The following is a 20,333-nucleotide window of genomic DNA, read 5'->3' as shown; positions in this document are numbered from 1 at the left end:
GCGTCTCAGTGCGCCTCGTCCCAGTTGGGGGCGGCGCGGGCGTCGACCACCAGGGGCACGGTCAGGGCGACGGCGGGGTCCGAAGCGGTTTCCATCACGCGCTTGATGACGGGAATGGCGCGCTCAGCCTCCGCTTCTGGAGCCTCGAACACCAGTTCGTCATGGACCTGCAGCAGCATGCGGGTCTTCAGTCCCGCCTCGGCCAGGGCCGCGGGCATGCGGATCATGGCGCGACGGATGATGTCGGCGGCGGCGCCCTGGATGGGGGCGTTGATGGCGGCGCGCTCGCCGAACTGGCGTTCGGCGCCGGATTTGGAATGGATGGCCGGGATGTGGATGCGGCGGCCAAAGACGGTGGAGACGAAGCCGGCCTGGCGGACCTCGGCCTTGGTCTTGTCCATATAGGTTCGAATGCCGGGGAAGCGGTCGAAATAGGTCTTGATATAGGCGCCGGCCTCGCCCTGATCGATGCCCAGCTGGGCGGCTAAACCAAAGGCGGAGATGCCGTAGACGATGCCGAAATTGATGGCCTTGGCGCGGCGGCGGGTCTCGGACGGCATGCCCTCGACGGGGACGCCGAACATTTCGCTGGCGGTGGCGGCGTGGATGTCCAGCCCGGCCTTGAAGGCGCGTTTCAGCTCGGGGATGTCGCCGATATGGGCCAGAAGGCGCAGTTCGATCTGGCTGTAGTCGGCGCTGATCAGCAGATGGCCGGGGGCGGCGATGAAGGCCTGGCGGATTTCGCGGCCGGTCTCGGTGCGTATGGGGATGTTCTGGAGGTTGGGATCGCTGGAGGCCAGACGGCCGGTCGAGGCGGCGGCCAGCTGATAGGAGGTGTGGACGCGGTCGGTCCGGGGGTCGGCGGCGGCGATCAGGGCGTCGGTATAGGTGCCTTTCAGCTTGGACAGCTGTCGCCAGTCCAGAAGGACACGCGGCAGGGCGTGGGTCTGGGCCAGGTCCTCCAGAACGCTGGCGTCGGTGCCCCACTGGCCGGAGGCGGTCTTCTTCCCGCCCGGCAGATTCAGCTCGCCGAACAGGATGTCGCCGATCTGGCGGGGAGAGCCGATGTTGAAGGGACGGCCCGCAATCTCATGGGCCTGGGTCTCCAACTCGGCCATGCGCAAGCCGAATTCGCTCGACAAACGCTTGAGGCGGTCGGGATCGATGCGGACGCCGGCGGTCTCCATCTCGGCCAGGACGGCGGGCATGGGCCGTTCAAGGGTCTCATAGACGGTGGACAGGCCCTCGCGCGCCAGCCGGGGCTTTAGAATGCGCCACAGACGCAGGGTGACGTCCGCATCCTCGGCGGCGTAGGTGGTGGCCGACTTCAGAGCGACGTGCTTGAAGGATTTCTGGCTCTTGCCGGTCCCCGCCACGCTCTTGAAGGGTATCGGCTCGTGGCCGAGGTGGAGCCGCGCCAACTCGTCCATCCCGTGACCGTGCAATCCGCCTTCCAGCACATAGGAGAGCAGCAGGGTGTCGTCATAAGGCGCGACCCGGATTCCGCGCCGCGCCATGACCGCCAGATCATATTTGGCGTTCTGCAGCACCTTCAGGACCGACGGGTCTTCCAGCAGCGACTTCAGCTTCGTCAGGGCCGTCGCCTTGTCCAGTTGCTGAATAGGCTCGCGCGGCTCGCCCGCTTCCCCGAACAGCCCGCCCTCGCCCGCCTGGGGCTCATGCTCATGGGTCAGGGGGATGTAGCAGGCTTGGTTCGGTCCGACCGCCAGGGATACGCCGCACAGGCCGGCGTGGGTCGCTGACAGGGCGTCGGTCTCGGTGTCGAAGCCGACCACACCCGCCTCGGTCGCCCGCGCGATCCAGCGGTCCAAAGCCTCTTCGGTCTGGACGCATTCATAAGCCTCGAGATCGAAGGACTGGGCCTCGGCCGGCCCGTCCGCCGTCTGGCCATAGCGGGGCGTGGCCACCGGGGCGTTCAGATTGGGCGCGCGTTTGGGCGCGAAGGCGGAGGTTTCGCTGGGCCCCGCCTTGCCGTCTCCGACCCGACGCTGCAGCGACCGGAACTCCATCTTGTCCAGAAAGGCCGACAGGGTCTCGGGATCGGGATCGCGCACGGCGAAATCCTCGATCGGCTCCGGCGCCGGCGCATCGCAGGTCAGGCGGACCAGTTCGCGCGACAGGCGGATCTGGTCGGCGAAATTGATCAGGGTCTCGCGGCGTTTGGGCTGTTTGATCTCCCCAGCCCGCGCCAGCAGGGTGTCCAGGTCGCCGTATTCGTCCAGCAACTGCGCCGCCGTCTTCGGGCCGATGCCGGGCGCGCCCGGCACATTGTCGACGCTGTCGCCGATCAGGGCCTGAAGATCGACCATCTTTTCCGGCCCGACGCCGAACTTTTCGAACACCTCGGGCTCGGCCAGACGCCGATCCTTCATCGGATCCCACATGACGACGCCGCCGCCGATCAGTTGCATCAGATCCTTGTCGGAGCTGACGATCACCGCCTCGCCTCCCGCGTCGCGGGCCTTGCAGGCATAGGTGGCGATCAGATCGTCGGCCTCATAGCCGGGCAGCTCGACGCAATGGACGCCGAAGGCCGCCGTCGCCTCGCGCACCAGAGGAAACTGCGGCACCAGATCTTCGGGCGCCGGCGGGCGGTGGGCCTTGTACTGGTCGTACAGGTCGTTGCGGAAGGTCTTTTCCGAATGGTCGAAGATGGCGACCAGATGGGTGGGTCCGTCGGCGCCCTTCATGTCCTTCAGCAGCTTCCACAACATGTTGCAGTAGCCCTGGACCGCCCCCACGGGCAGGCCGTCCGACTTTCGCGTCAGGGGCGGAAGGGCGTGATAGGCGCGGAAGATATAGGCCGAGGCGTCAATCATCCACAGCCGCAGGGCGGGTCCGTCCTGGGTGAGCGGGCGGTCCTGGGAGGGGGCGGCGTCGGAAGCGGAAGCGTCGGTCATGGCCGGAACATAGGCGGCCCGAGCCGCCGCGTCAGCCGTCAGAATTCCGTCCAGCTCGATCCCGGATCGCGCTGACCCGGCTGCGCCTGTTGCTGGCCCCAGGTCACGATCATGAACAGCTTGTGGCTGCGAATCCGGTACTGTCCGATCATCGGCAGAACCGCGCCCAAGGGCGCTCCGGTCTTGGCCTCATAGAGAAAGCCGGAGAATTCGGCCACGCCCGCCCGGTCGCGATTGCTGTAAACCGACAGCTCCGGCAGCGAGACGACGTTGAAGTTCTCGTTGATCGGAATCCGCATTTCGGGAATGCCGAAGACGCGGCGCATCTGCTCCAGCGCCAGGGCGCCGGTGCGGATTTCGAACACGGCGTCGGCGTCCTCCCGGGTGCGGGTCAGCCGATAACCGGCGTCCGACAGGGCCCCGCGGATTGCGCTGATGGCGTAGCGGGAGTTTTCGGTCTGGAAATAGGTCTCATCGACAAACACGGTCGCGCCGGTCGGAAGCGGCAGGGACAGGCCCTCCACCGCCTTGTCTGCGGCCCGGGCCAGCAGCAGGTTTTCGGTCGCCGTGCGGCCGATGTTGGATTCCGTGGTTGAGGCGCAGGCCGAGGCCAGAAGGGCTGTCATCGAAAGGGCGGCGACGAGGCGCGCCGACGTCGCGCGAAATCCGCCCATCACCAGCTCCCCGTATTGGGCATGGACGCCCAGGGCTCGGCCGGCGTCAGGGGCGGACCGTCCTGAAGCAGTTCGATCGAAATACCGTCCGGTGAGCGGACGAAGGCCATATTGCCGTCGCGCGGCGGTCGGTTGATCACCACGCCCCCGTCCATCAGCCGCTGACAGGCGGCATAGATGTCATCGACCTTATAGGCCAGATGTCCGAAATTGCGGCCGCCCTGATAGGTCTCCGGATCCCAGTTGTAGGTCAGTTCCAGCTCGGGAGACCGCTCCGCCGCCGACTGCTCCAGATTCTTGGGCGCCGCCAGAAAGATCAGGGTGAAACGTGCCGCTTCATTCTCGGTGCGACGCACCTCCTGAAGCCCCAGCAGATCGCAGTAGAAATGCAGAGAGGCGTCGAGGTCGCGAACGCGGACCATGGTGTGCAGATAGCGCAACTCTGTCTCTTTTCAGTTCAAAGGCGGGGTCGAGCGTCTCTTACAGCGGCTGAGCGGCCAAACCGCAGCCTCAGTGCGCCTCGGCCGCGCGGGCGGCGGGGCTCAGATATTCGCTTTCGTCATGCGGCTGGGCCGACAGGACGAAGCGACGGTCGCAATAGCCGCATTCGACGAAATCATCCTCGCCCATGTCCATATAGACCAGCGGATGGCCCAGGGCGCCGCCGCCGCCGTCGCAGGCGACACGCTTTGTCGAGACCACGATCTCTTCGGGGGGCGGAATGATCGCATCGGGGTGGCGGGGCGGCATTATTCGGCTCGTATCTTGGCGAGGAGGCGTCGGACGCATACCTATGCGGCCCATTCGGCGGCGTCAAACCGCCGCGCCCCTTCCTGTCCGATCAAAGCCCGACCGAATGACCGACCCCACCACCCTGCCCGACAACGCCATTGAGGTGCGGGGGCTCAAAAAGACCTACGCCGGCTCCAAGAAGGCCGCCCCCAAGACCGCCCTGCACGGCGTGGACCTGGCGGTGAAACGCGGGTCCGTCTTCGGACTCCTGGGCCCGAACGGCGCCGGCAAATCGACCCTGATCAACATCCTGGCGGGGGTGGTCAAGAAGTCCGAGGGGACTGTGACCATCTGGGGCCGCGACATCGACAAGGAGCCGCGTGACGCCGCCGCCGCCTTGGGCGTGGTGCCTCAGGAGATCGTCGCCGACGTCTTCTTCACCCCGCGCGAGTCGCTGGAGGTTCAGGCGGGCTTCTACGGCGTGCCCAAGAACGAACGCCGTTCCGACGAACTTCTGGCTGCGCTGGGCCTGTCGGACAAGGCCAACGCCTATGTCCGCGCCTTGTCCGGCGGCATGAAGCGTCGCCTTATGGTGGCCAAGGCCCTGGTCCACAACCCGCCCATTCTGATCCTGGACGAACCGACGGCGGGGGTGGACGTCGAACTGCGCCGTCAGCTCTGGGCCTATGTGCGCCAGATCAACGCCGAAGGCGTGACCATCGTCCTGACCACCCACTATCTGGAGGAGGCCCAGGAGCTGTGCGACACGATCGCCATCGTCAATCGGGGCCGGGTGGTGGCCTGTGAACCCACGCCCCAGCTGCTGCGCCGACTGGACAGCCGCAATGTGGTGGTCACGCCCGAGACGCCGCAGGAGACGCCCCCGGTCCTGAACGGCTTCCAGGTCGCGCCGCGGGCGGGCGGAGCCTTCGCCGTGACCTATAAGAAGGGGCAGTCGTCGGTGGAGCAGGTGATCAATGCGGTCCGCGCCGCAGGCGTCACCATCGCCGACATCACCACCGAGGATCCCGACCTGGAGGACGTCTTCCTGGCCCTGACCTATGGGGACGCCAGTCAGGTCGATCCGACCAGGGACTAGAAGGGGGCGAAGACAATCAGACGACGGCGCCGAACGGCCCGCTCATGAAGGGGGCCGGTTAGAGGTCAAGAACCGGCGGATTCGTGCGACGCGAGCGAGAAAAAGGCGGCTCGCAAAGGGAGTGCGGCGGCCCCCGCCGCCGAGGCGTCGCCAAGGATCGGCGACGCCTCGACCTTCGGGACAGGGCGGCAATGCCCGCGACGTTGCGGGTTGGTGAAGCGCAGCCGTTCGATCAGGCGAAGAGCCAGGGCGTGAGGCAGCCGCCCGCCCAGGACGATCCCGCCGGGATCCAGCACGCCCGATATGGCGGAAAGCACCAGGTTTAGCGGCTGTTCCGCCGCGTCCAGCCACTGGTCGATGATCGGATGATCGGCGGGGAAGTCGGCCAGAAGGTCGCCGAGCGACGCCCACCGGTCGCCGTCGCCAGCCTGCATCATCCGGAGCAGGGCGGTCAGATTGGGTTGGAACCAGTCAACGGGTATGACAGAGGCGAACTCGCCTGCATTGCCGTTGTCGCCGCGCAGGGGTTCGCCTCGCACGACGACGCCACCGCCGAATCCTGCCGAGAAGTACAGATAGGCGAAATTGTCCAACCGGCGCCCGACGCCGAACATGGCCTCGCCGATGGCCGCCGCCGTGCCGTCGTTCTCGATCCACACCGGGCCGTCGAAGGCCTTGGAGAGAATCCCGTCCAACGGTTGAAGGGCCCAGGCGTCCAGCGCAGGCGGCGGGTTGAGGCGGGCCCCGTCACCGATGAAATATCCCGTCACGGCGGCGCCGACGCCGATCCTTTGAGAGGCGGACACGCTCGCCTGGGTTTCCAGATCTCTGACGAGCTTCTGCATCTCGGCGATGGCGGCCGTCAGGGACACGTCGCGGATCGGGATCTGGCGACGGGCCAGGATCGAGCCGCTCAGATCCATGACGGCTGCGGCGACGGCGTCGGTCATGACGGAGACGCCGACCGCGTGAAGCGCCTTTGAATTGAGACTCACGGGAAGACCCGGCTTCCCACGACCTGCCACGACGGGCGCGCCTTCGATCAGCAGGTCGCGCTGCAAAAGAGATTCGACCAACCGAGCGATCGACTGTTCCGTAAGCTCAGTGGCGCGCGCCAGTTGCGCGCGCGTCATCGGCCCGTCCCGGCGCAGCAGGGACAGCAGCCGACGTTCGTTGGCCGTCGCCGTGCGTACGCCGTCCTCACGCAGGAAACGCGGCGCGATTGATCCGTAACCGACTCCCACCATAGACGGATGCATAGCGGAAACGGCCAGCTAAGCACCTACCTTATGGTCGGGGCGGCGCAGGAATCCACCGCACCTTGTACAAATGCATGTCGTTGATCGGGACACGGACGACGCGGCCGTCTTGCATGACCGAGAAGCCGAACGCCCACCAACGTTCCTCAGCCTTGACCCAGGCCAGACGACCCTCGGCGTCGACGTCGACGGATTTGACCTGCAGCGCAGGATTCAGCGGCTCCAGAGCCTTGAAGGCGTTGGCTTCGGGATCGAAGCGCCAGGCTCCGTCGTGGGTCGTGACCAGATAATCCGATCCGTCGGCTGCCCTGGACAGATCATGTCCGTCGCGGGCGCCGGGCAGCGTCCACCGCGCCGTCTCCTGAAGTCGCGGCTCGTCACCCTCCCAATCCACCAGGGCGAAGGCCTGGATGGTGTCGTGCGATAGGGCGAAGAGACGTTGACGCTCTGCGTCCCAAACCGCCCCATGACCCGACGGCAATGGCAGGCTGAGAACCGGCTTTTCGCCGTCCGTGAGATCGTAAACGTTCAGTCGATCACCCCTGTCGTGAATCGAGAGCGCCACGGCGATGCGATCGCCGGGCAGGACGGCGGCCGAATGCGCCATGGGCGCTTCAGCGCGAAAAAGCACGTCTCCAGACGCACCGTCCAGCAGTACCACGCCCCCCGTTGAGGCTGTGATCAGCACACGACCATCGGCGACGGGCTTGCACTCATCGATCTTTTCCAAGAGCCCCGCGCGAAACCCCTGCGGCAGGTTTTCGGCCTCCGAGGCGTCCCAGCGCCAGGTCTCGCGCGGTCCTTCGGCGGCGAGTTCATAGCGCCGGACCTGATCATCTCCACAGGCCAGAAGGGCGGGCGAAGCGGAGAGCGCCGATGCGAGGGTGAAGAGGGCGGAGAGGATCATGGAGGCTCCTGAAAGTGACCCGGAACCTATAACGACGGATCATGTCATAAATATCTCACTATGAGTGAGTAAATGGAGCGCATCCCGATCACGGAGGCCCACATGTCGGTTCGCCACTCTTCGCTTCGTCAACTCTGGTTGGCGTCCACCGTTCTCTTCGCAACGCCGACGGTGGCCCAGACGGTCCCGACCGCTCCCGCCGCCCAGTTGGATGAGATCGTCGTCACCGGGGTTCGACTACAGGCGCAGAACGAAATCTCGACGAAGCGCACGGCCGCGATCATCTCGGATTCGATCAGTTCGGACGAAATCGGCAGCTTGCCGGACTTTGGTCTGGGCGAGGCGCTCGAACGGGTTCCAGGGGTCTCGACGGTTCAGAACAATGACCGCGGCGAAGCGCAGTTCTTGTCCATTCGCGGCTTGAACGCCGATTACAATCTGGTCCAGGTCGATGGGGTCGCCCTTCCGGCCAACGAACTCGGGCGCCGCAACGTTTCGCTCGACGTCATCCCCTCGTCGCTGGCGCGGCGGGTCGATGTCTCCAAGTCCGTGACCCCGAACATGAACGGAAACGCCATCGGCGGCGCGGCCGACCTCGTGACCCGCAGCGCCTTTGACGGACGCGGCGATCTGTTCATCGCTGGACGGTTCGATATTGGCGTTTGGGACAACGAACGGCATTTCAGAGACGGCGGACCGTCCGGTCAGGGCGAGGTCGTGGTCTCCAACACCTTCGGTCCCAACAACCGATTTGGCTTCGTCGTGTCGGCGAGCCGCTATATCCGCGATTCTTCGTCACTGAACTCGGCCGTCGACAACTATAGTTTCTTTGATCCGGTCACCCATGCGCGACTGGCTTTGACGGCGCCGGGTCTTGATACGGCGGACGTCGCGCCTCAGCGTCGTCGTTGGCTGGCCTACGACAACGTGCGTAAGCGAGAGGGCGTGTTCGGCAAGTTCGAATACCGTCACGGCGGCCTGGAGGCGCGCCTCACGGCGGCGGACTTCACCCATACCAACGATGAGGACCGCCAGAGCAACATCCTGATAGCGAACGGCAATCCGGTATCGGCCAGCATTTCCGCCACGGGGGGAAGCGTGACTTCCGCCAACGCCCAAGTCGATCTGGTCCAATATGACCAGGCGCGCGGCATCCGATATGTCGATTTCCGGGTGCGCTGGGCGCCCGGCGCGCGTCAGTTCGTCGATTTCGGCTTGAACGACGCCGTGGCCACCTACCGCCAGGACGCGCGTCTGGCGACTTATCGCATCGCCAATACGACGAACCTCGCCTTCACCTATGAGATCGAGCGGGGCGCGTTTCCTTATTTCGACGTGGCCAACCCGGCCTTCGCCTTCGATCCCGCCAACTACCGGCAGTTTGAATACGGCACCACGCTGGACGACGCCCGCGAACAGGCCAAAACCGCGCATCTCGACTGGGGCTTCAACGTCGATCGAACCGACCGCGGCCTGGGTCTGCAGACAGGGGCCTATGCGCGTCGCCTTGAGCGCAGCTACGATAGGGGCGTTGACAACTACCGGCCGCTGAGCTCCAGCGACTATCGCCTGTCCGCAGTAGGCCGGTTGTCCGACTACTCGCCCTTCAATGCGTGGGGGACACGAATTCTGATCGTTGATTCAGGCCTGGCCCGGGCGTTCTTCGAAGCCAACCGGGCGGGTTTCGCGGCGACCCCGACGAATGCGGCCGGCAGCATCTCCGCCGACTATGACATCGACGAGGATATTGACGCGGGCTACGCCATGGCGCGGTTCGGCGCCGATCGCCTCACCGTCTCAGGCGGCCTGCGCTACGAGCACACGAAACTCCGGTCCGGTTCCGCCGCCCTGACCGCCGGCGCCTACCTTTATGGCGTTCAGGAGACAGACTATGACGACTGGCTTCCGTCATTCCAGGCCAACTACGATCTGACCGAAAACCTGAAAGTCCGCGCCGCCTGGAGCCGGACCATTGGGCGGGCCAACTATGACGACCTCGCTGCGCGCGAAGTGCGGACGGTCAACACCGAGGGCGACTACACCATTCAGGGCGGCAATCCCTTTCTCAAACCGCGCCGGTCGAATAACGCGGATCTGAGCCTGGAATATTACGCGGGCCGTGACACCATGGCCTCGGTCGGCGTTTTCGAGAAGGATGTTTCGGACGAGATCATCGTCCTGCGGTCCACGGCAGACGAAATCATCGACGGCTCGCTGGAATCCGTCACTCGCGTACGTCCCGTCAACGCTGGCGACTTCAAGGTCCAGGGGATCGAGTTCAACCTGGTGGTTTCGCGCATGGACTTCCTGCCGACCCCGTTCCAAGGGTTAGGGGTGTCCGCCAATCTGACGTTGTTGGACGGGACGCCGCCCAGTGTCGCCATGAGCGACTTCACGCAACGTCGCCTGCCGGGGCTGTTTGAAAGCGCCGACCGGGTCGGCAACCTCAAGGTCTTCTACATCTCAGGCCCCTTCACGGTGCAGGGCGCCTGGAATCATGTCGGCGACATGCTCTATTCGGTGTCCAGCAGCGACCCGCTGCAGGACCGGATCGTTGAAGCCAATGACAGGTTCGACGCCCAGGCCCGGTATCGCCTGAGCCGGAACCTCACGCTCGTCGCCCAGGCCAAGAACCTGACCAACGAACGCCGCCGCAGAATGTTCGGCCCCGACTTCGGCCTCTTGCGCGAGGAGCTCGACAACGGCCGCGCCTTCTATGCCGGCGCATTGTTCAGGTACTAGTTCAGCTCAGCCAGAAATTCGAAAATGGCCGCCTTGGCCTCCGGCTCGTCCAGCATGGGGGCGTGGCCGATCTGGGGAACCTCGACATAGGCCATGTCCGGCGCCGCCTTACGCATGCGCGCGGCGATGTCGGCGCTGAGCAGGTCCGAGACGCCGCCGCGCACCAGCAGGGTCGGCCGGTTGCGGGCCAGCCGCCGGAACATGGGCCACAGATTGGGAACCAGGGCCTTGGCGCCCGCCGCCCGGATGGGCACGGAGATGTCGGGATCATAGTCCAGGCCGATCTCGCCGTCCGGCCCCTGGCGGAAGATGCGTCGCGCGAAGGCGTCCCAGTCCGCATCCGAATAGTGGGGGAAGGCGACGGCGTTGATCCGCTTCGCATAGGCCGCCGCGTCCGCCCAGCTGTCGATCTCGACCGGCTGTCCGCTGTAGGCGGCGATGCGCGACAGACCCTCGGGCGCCACTTCCGGGCCGATGTCGTTCAATATGGCGGCGACCACCGCCTTCGGCCGCAGGGAGGTCAGGGCCATGGTGATCAGCCCGCCCATGGAGGTGCCCATGAAGACCGCGCGGCCCACGGCCGCCTGGTCCATCAGCGCCAGCACGTCGGCCGCATAGACGTCCGGTCGATAGGTCATCGGATCGGGCGCGCGGTCCGACAGTCCGCGTCCGCGCACATCGACCGCCAGGACCCGCCGCCCGCTCTGGGCCAGAAGCGGGGCTATCGCTTCGAAGTCGGCGCTGTTTCGCGTCAGCCCGTGGATGGCGATGACCGGCGGCCGCGCCGGGCCGGGACCGGGCGCATAGTCGCGGGCGAACAGATCCAGGCCGTCCGGCGATTTCCAGCGACGTTCGACATAGGCGGCGGCCATAGTCACGGGCGGTCTCCTTGAACCGAGAAGCCGCCACAGTAATTCACCGCGCGAAGAATTGCGATGGCGTCAGGCGCCGAGCAACTCCTTCACAAAGACGTCCAGGTCGCCGCCCTCGAACAGAAAACCCGAGACCCCGGCGGCGCGGGCCGCCGCCATGTCGGTCTGCTGGTCGCCGATCATGAAGGACCGCGCAGGGTCGATCTGATGGTCCGCGATCGCCCTCAGCAGCATGCCGGGGTTGGGCTTTCGGTCAGGGTGATCCGGATGGCGATAGCGTTCGTCCTGGGCGTCGGCATGGAAGGGACAGGCGTAGACGGCGTGGATCACCGCCCCGTCCTGGGCCAGCCGTCTGGTCAGCAAACCGTTGAACGCATGCATCTGATCTTCGCTGAACAGACCGCGCGCGACGCCCGACTGGTTGGTGACGATCACCGCCAGATAGCCCAGCCGATTCAGCCGGCGCACCGCCGCCGAGGCGCCGGGAATCAGTCTCAGATGCTCAGGCAGATGGGGATAGCCCGAATCCTCGATCAGAACCCCGTCGCGATCCAGAAAAACCGCGGGAACACCAGTCATGCGTCTTGTCTCGAACGTAGTCGCATCGACGCCGCAGGGCGCGGCGCAAAGGGACGATTAGAAAAGGAAGCTGGCTTAGGATGCGGACGAGCCGGCGCCAAGAGCGGCCGAACGCCGCCCTAGAGCATGATCGTTTCAGGCGGAGCCGCGAGGCGGTTCCTCCTCAACGGATCAGGCTCTAACGTTGCAAAGGGCAACGCGAAGTGACGCAGCCCCGTTTGGCCCCTGGGACTGATCTTGCTAGGAGGGCGGCCATCCTCGCGGCCGATCCGTCGGTCCGCCGCCCCCGAATCACCGTGGAGAGCGCCCGCATGATCCCCTTCATTGACCTCCAGGCCCAACGCCTGCGCCTCGCCGGCAAGATCGAGGCCGCCGTTCAGGACGCCGTCGTCGGCGGCGCCTGGGTCATGGGGCCCCAGGTCCGTCAGTTCGAGGCCGACCTCGCCGTCTTCGGCCAGGCCAAGCATGCGCTCGGCTGCGCCAACGGCACGGACGCCCTGGCCCTGCCGCTGATGGCCTGGGGCGTCGGACGCGGCGACGCGGTCTTCGTGCCCAGCTTCACCTTCGCCGCCACAGCCGAGGTCGTGCCATGGTTCGACGCCGAGCCGGTCTTCGTCGATGTGGACGCGAACACCTACAACATGGATCCGGCCGCCCTGGAGCGCGCCATCGAAGGGATCAAGGCCGAGGGCCGCCTGACCCCGCGCGTGGTCATCGCCGTCGATCTGTTCGGCCAGCCGGCGGACTATCCGGCGATCAAGGCGATCTGCGACAGGCACGGGCTGAAGCTGATCGCGGATTCGGCCCAGGGTTTCGGCTGCACCGTCGGCGGGGAGCACCCGCTGAAATGGGCCGACATCACGACCACCAGCTTCTTCCCGGCCAAGCCCCTGGGCTGCTACGGCGACGGCGGGGCGGTTCTGACCAATGACGACGAACTGGCCCAGCTGATCGATTCCGTCCGGGTGCACGGCAAGGCCGTGGCGGTGGACCTGAAGGACCGCGTCTTCGATCACGACCCCAAATATCTGAACATGCGCATCGGCCTGAACAGCCGTCTGGACACGATCCAGGCCGCAGTCCTGATCGAAAAGCTGAAGGTCTTCGGCGAGGAGATCGAATGGCGCAACCGCATCGCCGCCCGCTACAATGAAGGCCTGCGCCCCCACGTCGCCAAGGTTCCCGACGTCCCGGCGGGCAATGTCTCCAACTGGGCGCAGTACACGATCGAACACCCCGACCGCGACGGCCTGATCGCCCATCTGAAGGCCCATGACGTGCCGACCGCCGTCTATTATCCGATCCCGCTGCACCTGCAGCCGGCCTATCAGCGCTTCCCCCAAGGCGCCGGGGGTCTGCCCGTCACCGAGCGGCTGAAGGACGTCGTCGTCAGCCTGCCCATGCACTCGGACCTGGATGAGGCGACCCAGGACCGGATCATCGCCGCCGTCGCCGGCTACAAGGGCTGAACCATGCCGAACACCCCCGTCCTCAAGTTCGGCGTCGCCGGCGTCGGCGTCATGGGCCGCAACCATGCCCGCGTCGCGGCCGAGATGCGCGAGTTCGACCTGACCACGGTCTTCGATCCCGATGCGGTCGTCGCCGAGGGCGTTGCGGCCGCCTATGAGGCGACCCCGGTCACGACGGCCCAGGCCTTCGTCGACGCCGGCCTGGACGCCGCCGTCGTCGCCACGCCCAACCGCTTCCACGCCGAAGTCGGGGTGGCCCTGTTGGAAAAGGGCGTCCACGTCCTGGTCGAAAAGCCCATCGCCGCCACCGTGGCCGACGCCCAGCGGATGATCGACGCCGCCAAGGCCAATGACCGCGTCCTGATGGTCGGCCAGGTCGAGCGGTTCAATCCGGCCGTCGAGACGGTCAAGCGGGCCGTCGCCGACGACGAGATCATCTCCATCCAGATCACCCGCGTCGGCCCCTTCCCGCCCCGCATGGGCGAGGTCGGGGTGGTCATCGATCTGGCGGTTCACGACATCGACATCATCCGTCACCTGACCGGCTCGGAAATCACCGAGGTCCAGCCGCAACTGGCCCGCACCCGCGCCGAGCGCGAGGACACGGCCCTGCTGCAGTTCCGGCTGGACAACGGGGTGATCGCCCACATCACCACCAACTGGGTCACCCCCTACAAGACCCGCACCCTGCAGGTGGCCACCAAGACCAAGTTCGTCGTCGCCGACCTGATCACCCGCCAAGTTACCGAATATTTCGGCCAGCAGCCCGACGGCTCCTATTCGACCAAGATGCTGAACAGCTGGCCCGCCGAACCGCTGAAAAAGGAGCTGGAGGCCTTCGCTCGCGCCATCCACACGGGCGAGACCCCGGCGGTCACGGGCGAAGACGGCCTGCGCAATCTCGAGGTCGCGCTGCGCTGCCTGGGCGAACACTGATCGGGACGAGGCCTAAAGTCGCCGCAATGGAGAGGAAGGAAGGAGGCATGCGCACGCCCCTCGCCGCCCTTTCCGTCGCCCTGCTGACCCTGTCGGCGGCCGCCCCTGCCCATGCCGACACCCGCTATTTCTCCTACAACGCCACAGATCGGATCACCCAGGCCCTGACCAAGGGGATCACCCTTCAGGTGAGGCGCGGCCTGTTCGGAGCGGTCGCCATAGAGCGGCTGTTTTCGACCACCGCCCGTGGATCGGCCGACCTGTCGCGCGGCGGCCCTGATGCGGCCCGCCGGCTTCTGCCGGAGGGGGCCAAAGGCGCGGACCTCTATGAAGTCCAGCAGGTCGGCGACGGGCGCGGTCTGGCCCGCGCCCTGTGTCCGGGGGCCGATCAGGTCTGGCTGGCGGCAAGCCGCATCCGCGCGCCACGCCCCCTGACCTTGAACGCAGTCGGTCGCTGGGCCGACGGGACCCACCGCCATTGCGTGACCCTGACCTATGAATGGCGTGGAGAGTGGCAGACGGCGCCGGCCTCCCCCTTCGCCGACGCCCCCGGCGCCTGATTGGGCGAACCCGCCTTCCAACCGCACCGCTTGATCGCCTAGTCTGGCGATCGGCCGAACCTTCGGAGATGACGGCGATGCGATGGGCCCTGCCCCTGGCGGTTTTGATCGGCCTTGTCGCCGCCCTTCTGACCTGGACCCGCCTCGGTCCGGCCGCGCCGCCGGTGACCGACGTCCCGATCGTGGTCTATCTTCTGGACAACGGCTTTCATTCCGATCTGGCCTTGCCGCGCGCGGCGCTTGAACGACGAGGCGGCGCCCTGGGACGGGCGGTTGAGACCCTGGCGCCGGGTGACTGGATTCTGGTCGGCTGGGGCGACGCCCGATTCTATGTCGATCAGAGCCCGATCTCCGACCGCCTGCCCGACGGCGCGCGCGCCTTCTTCCGGCCCGGCAATCCGTCCGTCGTCATGTTGGACCCGGAGGCGGACGACCCGCGCGCGCGACACGCCCCCGATCGGCGGGCCGCCCTTCATCTGACGCCCGTCGCCTTCGACCGGATGGCGGATCGGATCGAGGCGTCGCTGGACCTGTCGAGCGGCGCGCCCCGCGTCGCCGCCGCCCGCCCCGGCGACGACGCCCGCTTCTTCGCCAGCCGCGAAACCTTTTCCATCCTGCATCTTTGCAACCACTGGACGGCCGGCGTCCTGAACGCCGGCGGCGTGACGATCCGCCCCGCGCGGTCGATCTTTTCCAGCGAGGTGATGCGGTCCGTCCGGGCCGCAGAACTGGACACGGCGGTCCCACACGCCTAGACCGCCCGCCTTTCGCTTATCCGGCCGGGTCCGAACCCCGGCGGGCGATGAAGAAGGAGCGGCCGATGGCCCGTAAGCAACACACCCGAAATTCATCCGGCCTTGCCGGTCCCAGCCAGCGCCAGCTGCGCGCCGGCGAACTGATCCGCCACGCCCTGGTCGACATCCTGCGCGAGGAGGACATCCACGACGAGGCCCTGTCCGGGGTCTCGGTCACCGTGACCGAGGTCCGCCTGTCGCCGGACCTGAAACACGCCACCTGTTTCGTCGAGCCCCTGGGCGCGGGCGTGGAGACCGCCCCGGTCGCCGGCCATGAGAGCGAGATCATCAAGGCGCTGAACGTCCACGCCAAGTTCCTGCGCGGCCAGCTGGGCCGCCGGCTGGACATGAAGTTTACTCCCGACCTGAAGTTCCGCCACGACGAGAGCTTCGACGCCGCCAGCCACATTGACCGTCTGTTCGACGACCCCCGCGTCCGCGCCGACCTGGAACGCCGCGACGAGGACGAGGGCCAATGATCGTGTGGTGCGCCCGGTTCTCCACCTTAGCGCTTGCGGCTTTGGTGTCAGGATGCGGAAGCATCAAGGAAGGAAACCCTTTGCTACTGCCTCTCGCTATACCCGTGATCGTCGGGGCCGAGGCGGCGATGATGCTCGGCAACCCGAACAACGGTGCGTCCCGCATAGAATTTCTTCCCCCAACCTGGGATCCCTTCGTCGGCGATGGTGCTTGGACAGACTCTCGTGGGCAGCGCCTGATCGTCGGCGATGGTCGCGTTCGCGCTGAATTCAAGAAGTGCATCTTAACCGCGCGCCTCGCTGGAGCACGCACAGCGACCGACCGATCCGGACTTCAGTATCCTCTCGAAGAAGTCGTCCTCACGTCCAATGCTCAGGATGGATGTCAAAATTGGCCGGTTCCCGCAAAGGTCGATATCGAGATGTGGCGGACTCCGGGCTATCAAGACGAAATCCAGGTGAGTTTTTCTAACCTGGGGCTGACAATGATCTATTATCCGAAGGGCAAGTGATGGGCCGTCGGAAGAAGGGCGACGTCGTCGACGGCTGGGTCTGCCTGGACAAGCCGTTCGAGATGGGATCGACCGAGGCGGTCAGTCGCATCCGCCGCCTGTTCAACGCCCAGAAGGCCGGTCACGCCGGGACCCTGGATCCGCTGGCCAGCGGCGTCCTGCCGATCGCCCTGGGCGAGGCGACCAAGACCGTGCCGATGATGATGGAGGCGAAGAAGGTCTATCGCTTCACGATCAACTGGGGCGTCTCGACCGACAGCGTGGACCGGGAGGGCGAGATCATCGGCCGCTCCGACGTGCGCCCGACCCTGGACCAGGTGAAGGCCGCCTTGCCGGCCTTCGTCGGCGAGATCGACCAGACCCCGCCGCGTTTCTCGGCCATCAAGGTGGACGGCGCCCGCGCCTATGATCTGGCCCGCGACGGGGTGGATTTCGAACTGCCGTCCCGGCGGGTGGTCATCCATTCGGCCGAGGCGACGGCCGCGCCGGACGCCGATCATGTCGAGATCCGCATCCTGACGGGCAAGGGCGTCTATGTCCGTTCGCTGGCGCGCGACCTGGCCTTGGCCCTGGGCGCGGAGGGTCATGTGTCAGCCCTGCGGCGCGAGCGGGTCGGGCCCTTCAGCACGGAAAACGCCGTCACTCTGGATTCTCTGGAGGAAATGGTGCATAGGGGCGCCGCCTCGGAAGGCTTGCTTCCCGTCGCGACCGCTCTGGACGACATCCCGGATCTGGCCGTGACGGAACAGGACGCCTTCTCGCTTCGGCAGGGACGACCGATCGTTCTGCTCCCCCGTCAGGTGGAAACCCTCAAGACCCGTCTGTCAGACGGCTCGCGAACGGTTTCAGCCTTTCAGGGCCAGACCCTCGTCGCCCTCTGTCAGTTGCGGGCCGGCCGGTTAGAACCCGACCGCGTTTTCAACCTCTAGGCCCGGGCCATTCGGCAAGGGCCGAGACCCCACGGCCTCAAGCAGCGCGAAGCGCGATAGGCCAAGAAAGGACTCCTTCGATGTCGATCACTGCTGAACGCAAGAACGAAATCATCGCCGACAACGCCCGCACCGCCGGCGACACCGGCTCGGCCGAGGTTCAGGTCGCGATCCTGTCGGAACGCATCGCCAACCTCACCGAACACTTCAAGACCCACAAGAAGGATAACCACTCTCGCCGTGGCCTTCTGAAGATGGTGTCGCAACGCCGCCGTCTGCTCGACCACCTGAACAAGGTCGACGCCGGGCGCTATCAGGCGCTCATCGCCAAGCTGGGTCTGCGTCGCTAAGGGCGCGGCTCTGTGTAAGACTGTATGACGAGGCGCGGGCGGTCACGTCCGCGCCTCGTTGTGCGATTAGAACCGACCTGCGCGCCGCAGGACTTTAACGGCGCAGACGCGAGGGCCGAGCCGGTCCTCACCCGGGTCTCCGCGATGGCGCGGCGACCTTTGGATCGAAGGACTGAACGCCGACGCATCCGCCCAATGATGGGACCCCGCACGGAATACGCCGTCCGGGATACGAAAGACGAAATATGTTCGATATCAAACGCAAGACGATCGAGTGGGCCGGACGCCCGCTGACTCTGGAGACGGGCCGCATCGCCCGCCAAGCCGACGGCGCCGTGCTGGCGACCTATGGCGAGACCGTGGTTCTGGCCACCGTCGTCTACGGCCGTTCGCCCAAGCCGGGCCTGGATTTCTTCCCCCTGACGGTCAACTATCAGGAAAAGACCTTCGCCGCCGGCAAGATCCCGGGCGGCTACTTCAAGCGTGAAGGCCGTCCGACCGAGAAGGAGACCCTGGTCTCCCGCCTGATCGACCGCCCGATCCGCCCCCTGTTCGTCAAGGGCTTCAAGAACGAGACCCAGGTCGTCGTCACCGTGCTGCAGCACGACCTGGAGAATGATCCGGACGTCCTGTCGATGGTCGCCGCCTCCGCCGCCCTGACCATTTCCGGCGTGCCCTTCATGGGTCCGATCGGCGCCGCCCGCGTCGGCTTCATCGACGGCGAGCTGGTGCTGAACCCGACCGTGGACCAGATGGAAGGCTCCGAGCTGGACCTGGTGGTCGCCGGCACCCAGGACGCCCTGATGATGGTGGAATCCGAAGCCAAGGAGCTGTCGGAAGAGACCATGCTGAAGGCCCTGATGTTCGCCCACGCCGGCATGCAGCCGGTGATCGACGCCATCATCGACCTGGCCGAACACGCCGCCAAGGAGCCGTTCGACTTCCAGGCCGAAGACCATTCCGACGTCGTCGCCGCGATCAAGAAATTGGTCGGCGAGGAAATCAAGGCCGCCTACGCCCATCCGGGCAAGTACGAGCGCCGCTCGGGCGTCGACGCCGCCAAGAAGAAGGCCGCCGAAGCCCTGGTCAAGACCGACGACAAGCCCGAGGGCGTCGACAGCTCCAAATTCTCGGCCGCCTTCAAGGAGTGCGAAGCCGAGGTCCTGCGTCGCGACATCATCGAGAACGCCCACCGCGTCGACGGCCGCGCCCTGGACAAGGTCCGCGCCATCGTCTCGGAAGTCGGCGTCCTGCCGCGCACCCACGGTTCGGCCCTGTTCACCCGCGGCGAAACCCAGGCCCTGGTCGTCGCCACCCTGGGCACCGGCGAGGACGAGCAGTACATCGACAGCCTGCAGGGCACCTATAAGGAAAGCTTCCTGCTGCACTACAACTTCCCCCCCTATTCGGTGGGTGAAGCCGGCCGCATGGGTTCGCCCGGTCGTCGCGAAATCGGTCACGGCAAGCTGGCCTGGCGCGCGATCCGTCCGATGCTGCCGAAGAAGGAAGACTTCCCCTACACCATCCGCCTGGTCTCCGAGATCACCGAGTCGAACGGCTCGTCCTCGATGGCCACGGTCTGCGGTTCGTCCCTGGCCCTGATGGACGCCGGCGTGCCGCTGGTCCGTCCGGTCTCGGGCATCGCCATGGGTCTGATCCTGGAGCCGTCGGGCGAGTTCGCCATCCTGTCGGACATCCTGGGCGACGAAGACCACCTGGGCGACATGGACTTCAAGGTCGCCGGCACCTCGGAAGGCATCACCTCGCTGCAGATGGACATCAAGGTCCCCGGCATCACCGAGGAGATCATGAAACAGGCCCTGACCCAGGCCTCGGCCGGCCGCCTGCACATCCTCGACGAGATGTCCAAGGCCATGGACGCCCCGCGCGCCTCGCTGGGCGAGCATGCGCCCAAGATCGAAACCATCAAGATCGCGGTCGACAAGATCCGTGAAGTGATCGGTTCGGGCGGCAAGGTGATCCGCGAGATCGTCGAGAAGACCGGCGCCAAGGTCGACATCGCCGACGACGGCACGATCAAGATCGCCGCCAACGACCAGGAGAAGATCGACGCCGCCAAGGCCTGGATCCAGTCCATCGCCTCGGAACCGGAAGTGGGCGCCATCTACTCCGGCAAGGTGGTCAAGGTCGTCGACTTCGGCGCCTTCGTGAACTTCTTCGGCGCCAAGGACGGCCTGGTCCACGTGTCCCAGATTGCTCTGGAACGCGTCGCCAACCCGGCCGACGTCCTGTCGGAAGGCCAGGAGGTCAAGGTCAAGTTCCTGGGCTTCGACGACCGCGGCAAGACCAAGCTGTCGATGAAGGTCGTGGACCAGACCACCGGCGAAGACATCACCGACAAGATCAACGCCGAACGCGCCGAACGCGGCGAGGAGCCCCTGTCGGAAGACACCGGCGGCCGTCCCAAGCGCGAAGGCGGCGATCGCGGCCGTCGCCGTCGCGACTGAGCCTCGGCCTGAGGTTTGAATGACGAAGGCCCCGCCGGCGACGGCGGGGCC

General features: G+C 66.1%; 19 protein-coding genes. 11 read left to right on the top strand and 8 right to left on the bottom strand.

Annotation, left to right across the window (positions count from 1 at the left end; genetic code table 11):
- Positions 1 to 5 precede the first annotated feature (5 nt).
- The 4 genes from polA to ACW178_RS03100 all read right to left on the bottom strand — a co-directional run bounded on the left by polA (position 6) and on the right by ACW178_RS03100 (position 4,345).
- A complete protein-coding gene (gene polA, locus ACW178_RS03115; protein ID WP_191558832.1) occupies positions 6 to 2,921 on the bottom strand; it encodes a DNA polymerase I in 2,916 nt (971 codons plus the stop codon).
- Positions 2,922 to 2,959: 38 nt separating this feature from the next.
- Positions 2,960 to 3,595, bottom strand: coding sequence for a DUF6655 family protein (locus tag ACW178_RS03110; RefSeq protein ID WP_054764475.1), 636 nt, complete (start codon positions 3,593 to 3,595; stop codon positions 2,960 to 2,962).
- Positions 3,595 to 4,035, bottom strand: coding sequence for a VOC family protein (locus ACW178_RS03105; RefSeq protein WP_191558833.1), 441 nt, complete (start codon positions 4,033 to 4,035; stop codon positions 3,595 to 3,597). The genes ACW178_RS03110 and ACW178_RS03105 overlap by 1 nt, the downstream gene beginning before the upstream one ends.
- 70 nt (positions 4,036 to 4,105) lie before the next feature.
- The gene (locus tag ACW178_RS03100; RefSeq protein WP_054764473.1) at positions 4,106 to 4,345 is read right to left on the bottom strand and encodes a zinc-finger domain-containing protein; all 240 of its coding nucleotides are present in this window, start codon (positions 4,343 to 4,345) and stop codon (positions 4,106 to 4,108) included.
- A gap of 106 nt (positions 4,346 to 4,451) precedes the next feature.
- Between ACW178_RS03100 and ACW178_RS03095 the strand changes: the two genes are divergently transcribed.
- Positions 4,452 to 5,426 carry an ABC transporter ATP-binding protein gene (locus ACW178_RS03095; protein ID WP_191558834.1) on the top strand — a complete coding sequence of 325 codons (975 nt, stop codon included), beginning with the start codon at positions 4,452 to 4,454 and terminating at the stop codon, positions 5,424 to 5,426.
- A 65-nt stretch (positions 5,427 to 5,491) separates the two neighbouring features.
- Here the strand turns inward: ACW178_RS03095 and ACW178_RS03090 are convergent, their stop codons facing one another.
- Together ACW178_RS03090 and ACW178_RS03085 are read right to left on the bottom strand one after the other, a co-directional pair.
- Complete coding sequence (locus ACW178_RS03090; RefSeq protein ID WP_492024848.1) at positions 5,492 to 6,376, bottom strand: ROK family protein; 885 nt, start codon at positions 6,374 to 6,376, stop codon at positions 5,492 to 5,494.
- Between the two features lie 337 nt (positions 6,377 to 6,713).
- The gene (locus ACW178_RS03085) at positions 6,714 to 7,592 is read right to left on the bottom strand and encodes a DUF6528 family protein (RefSeq protein WP_054764470.1); all 879 of its coding nucleotides are present in this window, start codon (positions 7,590 to 7,592) and stop codon (positions 6,714 to 6,716) included.
- Between the two features lie 72 nt (positions 7,593 to 7,664).
- Between ACW178_RS03085 and ACW178_RS03080 the strand changes: the two genes are divergently transcribed.
- Complete coding sequence (locus ACW178_RS03080) at positions 7,665 to 10,334, top strand: TonB-dependent receptor (protein ID WP_287105000.1); 2,670 nt, start codon at positions 7,665 to 7,667, stop codon at positions 10,332 to 10,334.
- Here ACW178_RS03080 and ACW178_RS03075 read toward each other — a convergent pair.
- Both ACW178_RS03075 and ACW178_RS03070 read right to left on the bottom strand, forming a co-directional pair.
- Positions 10,331 to 11,206: an alpha/beta fold hydrolase gene (locus ACW178_RS03075; protein ID WP_287105006.1), complete on the bottom strand. Its 876-nt coding sequence runs from the start codon at positions 11,204 to 11,206 to the stop codon at positions 10,331 to 10,333. The two genes, ACW178_RS03080 and ACW178_RS03075, sit on opposite strands and share 4 nt — an antisense overlap.
- A 69-nt stretch (positions 11,207 to 11,275) precedes the next feature.
- Positions 11,276 to 11,785 (bottom strand): D-glycero-alpha-D-manno-heptose-1,7-bisphosphate 7-phosphatase, encoded by a 510-nt coding sequence (locus ACW178_RS03070; RefSeq protein WP_201463522.1) that lies wholly within the window; start codon positions 11,783 to 11,785, stop codon positions 11,276 to 11,278.
- A 311-nt stretch (positions 11,786 to 12,096) separates the two neighbouring features.
- Between ACW178_RS03070 and ACW178_RS03065 the strand changes: the two genes are divergently transcribed.
- From ACW178_RS03065 to pnp, 9 genes are all read left to right on the top strand, one after another.
- Entirely contained in the window at positions 12,097 to 13,254 is a 1,158-nt protein-coding gene (locus ACW178_RS03065) for a DegT/DnrJ/EryC1/StrS family aminotransferase (RefSeq protein ID WP_287105001.1), read from the top strand.
- Between the two features lie 3 nt (positions 13,255 to 13,257).
- Positions 13,258 to 14,190 (top strand): Gfo/Idh/MocA family protein, encoded by a 933-nt coding sequence (locus tag ACW178_RS03060; RefSeq protein ID WP_287105002.1) that lies wholly within the window; start codon positions 13,258 to 13,260, stop codon positions 14,188 to 14,190.
- A gap of 47 nt (positions 14,191 to 14,237) precedes the next feature.
- A complete protein-coding gene (locus tag ACW178_RS03055) occupies positions 14,238 to 14,750 on the top strand; it encodes a hypothetical protein (protein ID WP_287105004.1) in 513 nt (170 codons plus the stop codon).
- A gap of 77 nt (positions 14,751 to 14,827) precedes the next feature.
- Positions 14,828 to 15,505 (top strand): DUF2459 domain-containing protein, encoded by a 678-nt coding sequence (locus ACW178_RS03050; RefSeq protein WP_287105005.1) that lies wholly within the window; start codon positions 14,828 to 14,830, stop codon positions 15,503 to 15,505.
- Positions 15,506 to 15,570: 65 nt separating this feature from the next.
- The gene (gene rbfA, locus ACW178_RS03045) at positions 15,571 to 16,023 is read left to right on the top strand and encodes a 30S ribosome-binding factor RbfA (protein ID WP_152949303.1); all 453 of its coding nucleotides are present in this window, start codon (positions 15,571 to 15,573) and stop codon (positions 16,021 to 16,023) included.
- The gene (locus ACW178_RS03040; RefSeq protein ID WP_152949302.1) at positions 16,020 to 16,535 is read left to right on the top strand and encodes a hypothetical protein; all 516 of its coding nucleotides are present in this window, start codon (positions 16,020 to 16,022) and stop codon (positions 16,533 to 16,535) included. The genes rbfA and ACW178_RS03040 overlap by 4 nt, the downstream gene beginning before the upstream one ends.
- On the top strand, positions 16,535 to 17,464 hold the full coding sequence (gene truB / locus ACW178_RS03035) for a tRNA pseudouridine(55) synthase TruB (RefSeq protein WP_287104137.1): 930 nt from the start codon (positions 16,535 to 16,537) through the stop codon (positions 17,462 to 17,464). The genes ACW178_RS03040 and truB overlap by 1 nt, the downstream gene beginning before the upstream one ends.
- Positions 17,465 to 17,544: 80 nt before the next feature.
- Positions 17,545 to 17,814, top strand: coding sequence for a 30S ribosomal protein S15 (gene rpsO / locus ACW178_RS03030; RefSeq protein ID WP_054764461.1), 270 nt, complete (start codon positions 17,545 to 17,547; stop codon positions 17,812 to 17,814).
- Positions 17,815 to 18,059: 245 nt separating this feature from the next.
- Positions 18,060 to 20,282, top strand: coding sequence for a polyribonucleotide nucleotidyltransferase (gene pnp, locus ACW178_RS03025; protein WP_492024847.1), 2,223 nt, complete (start codon positions 18,060 to 18,062; stop codon positions 20,280 to 20,282).
- Positions 20,283 to 20,333: the final 51 nt, after the last annotated feature.

This window comes from Brevundimonas sp. AVps4 (assembly GCF_058681525.1).
The sequence above is the reverse complement of the archived record's forward strand: the minus strand, read 5'-3'. Positions and strand labels throughout refer to the sequence as shown.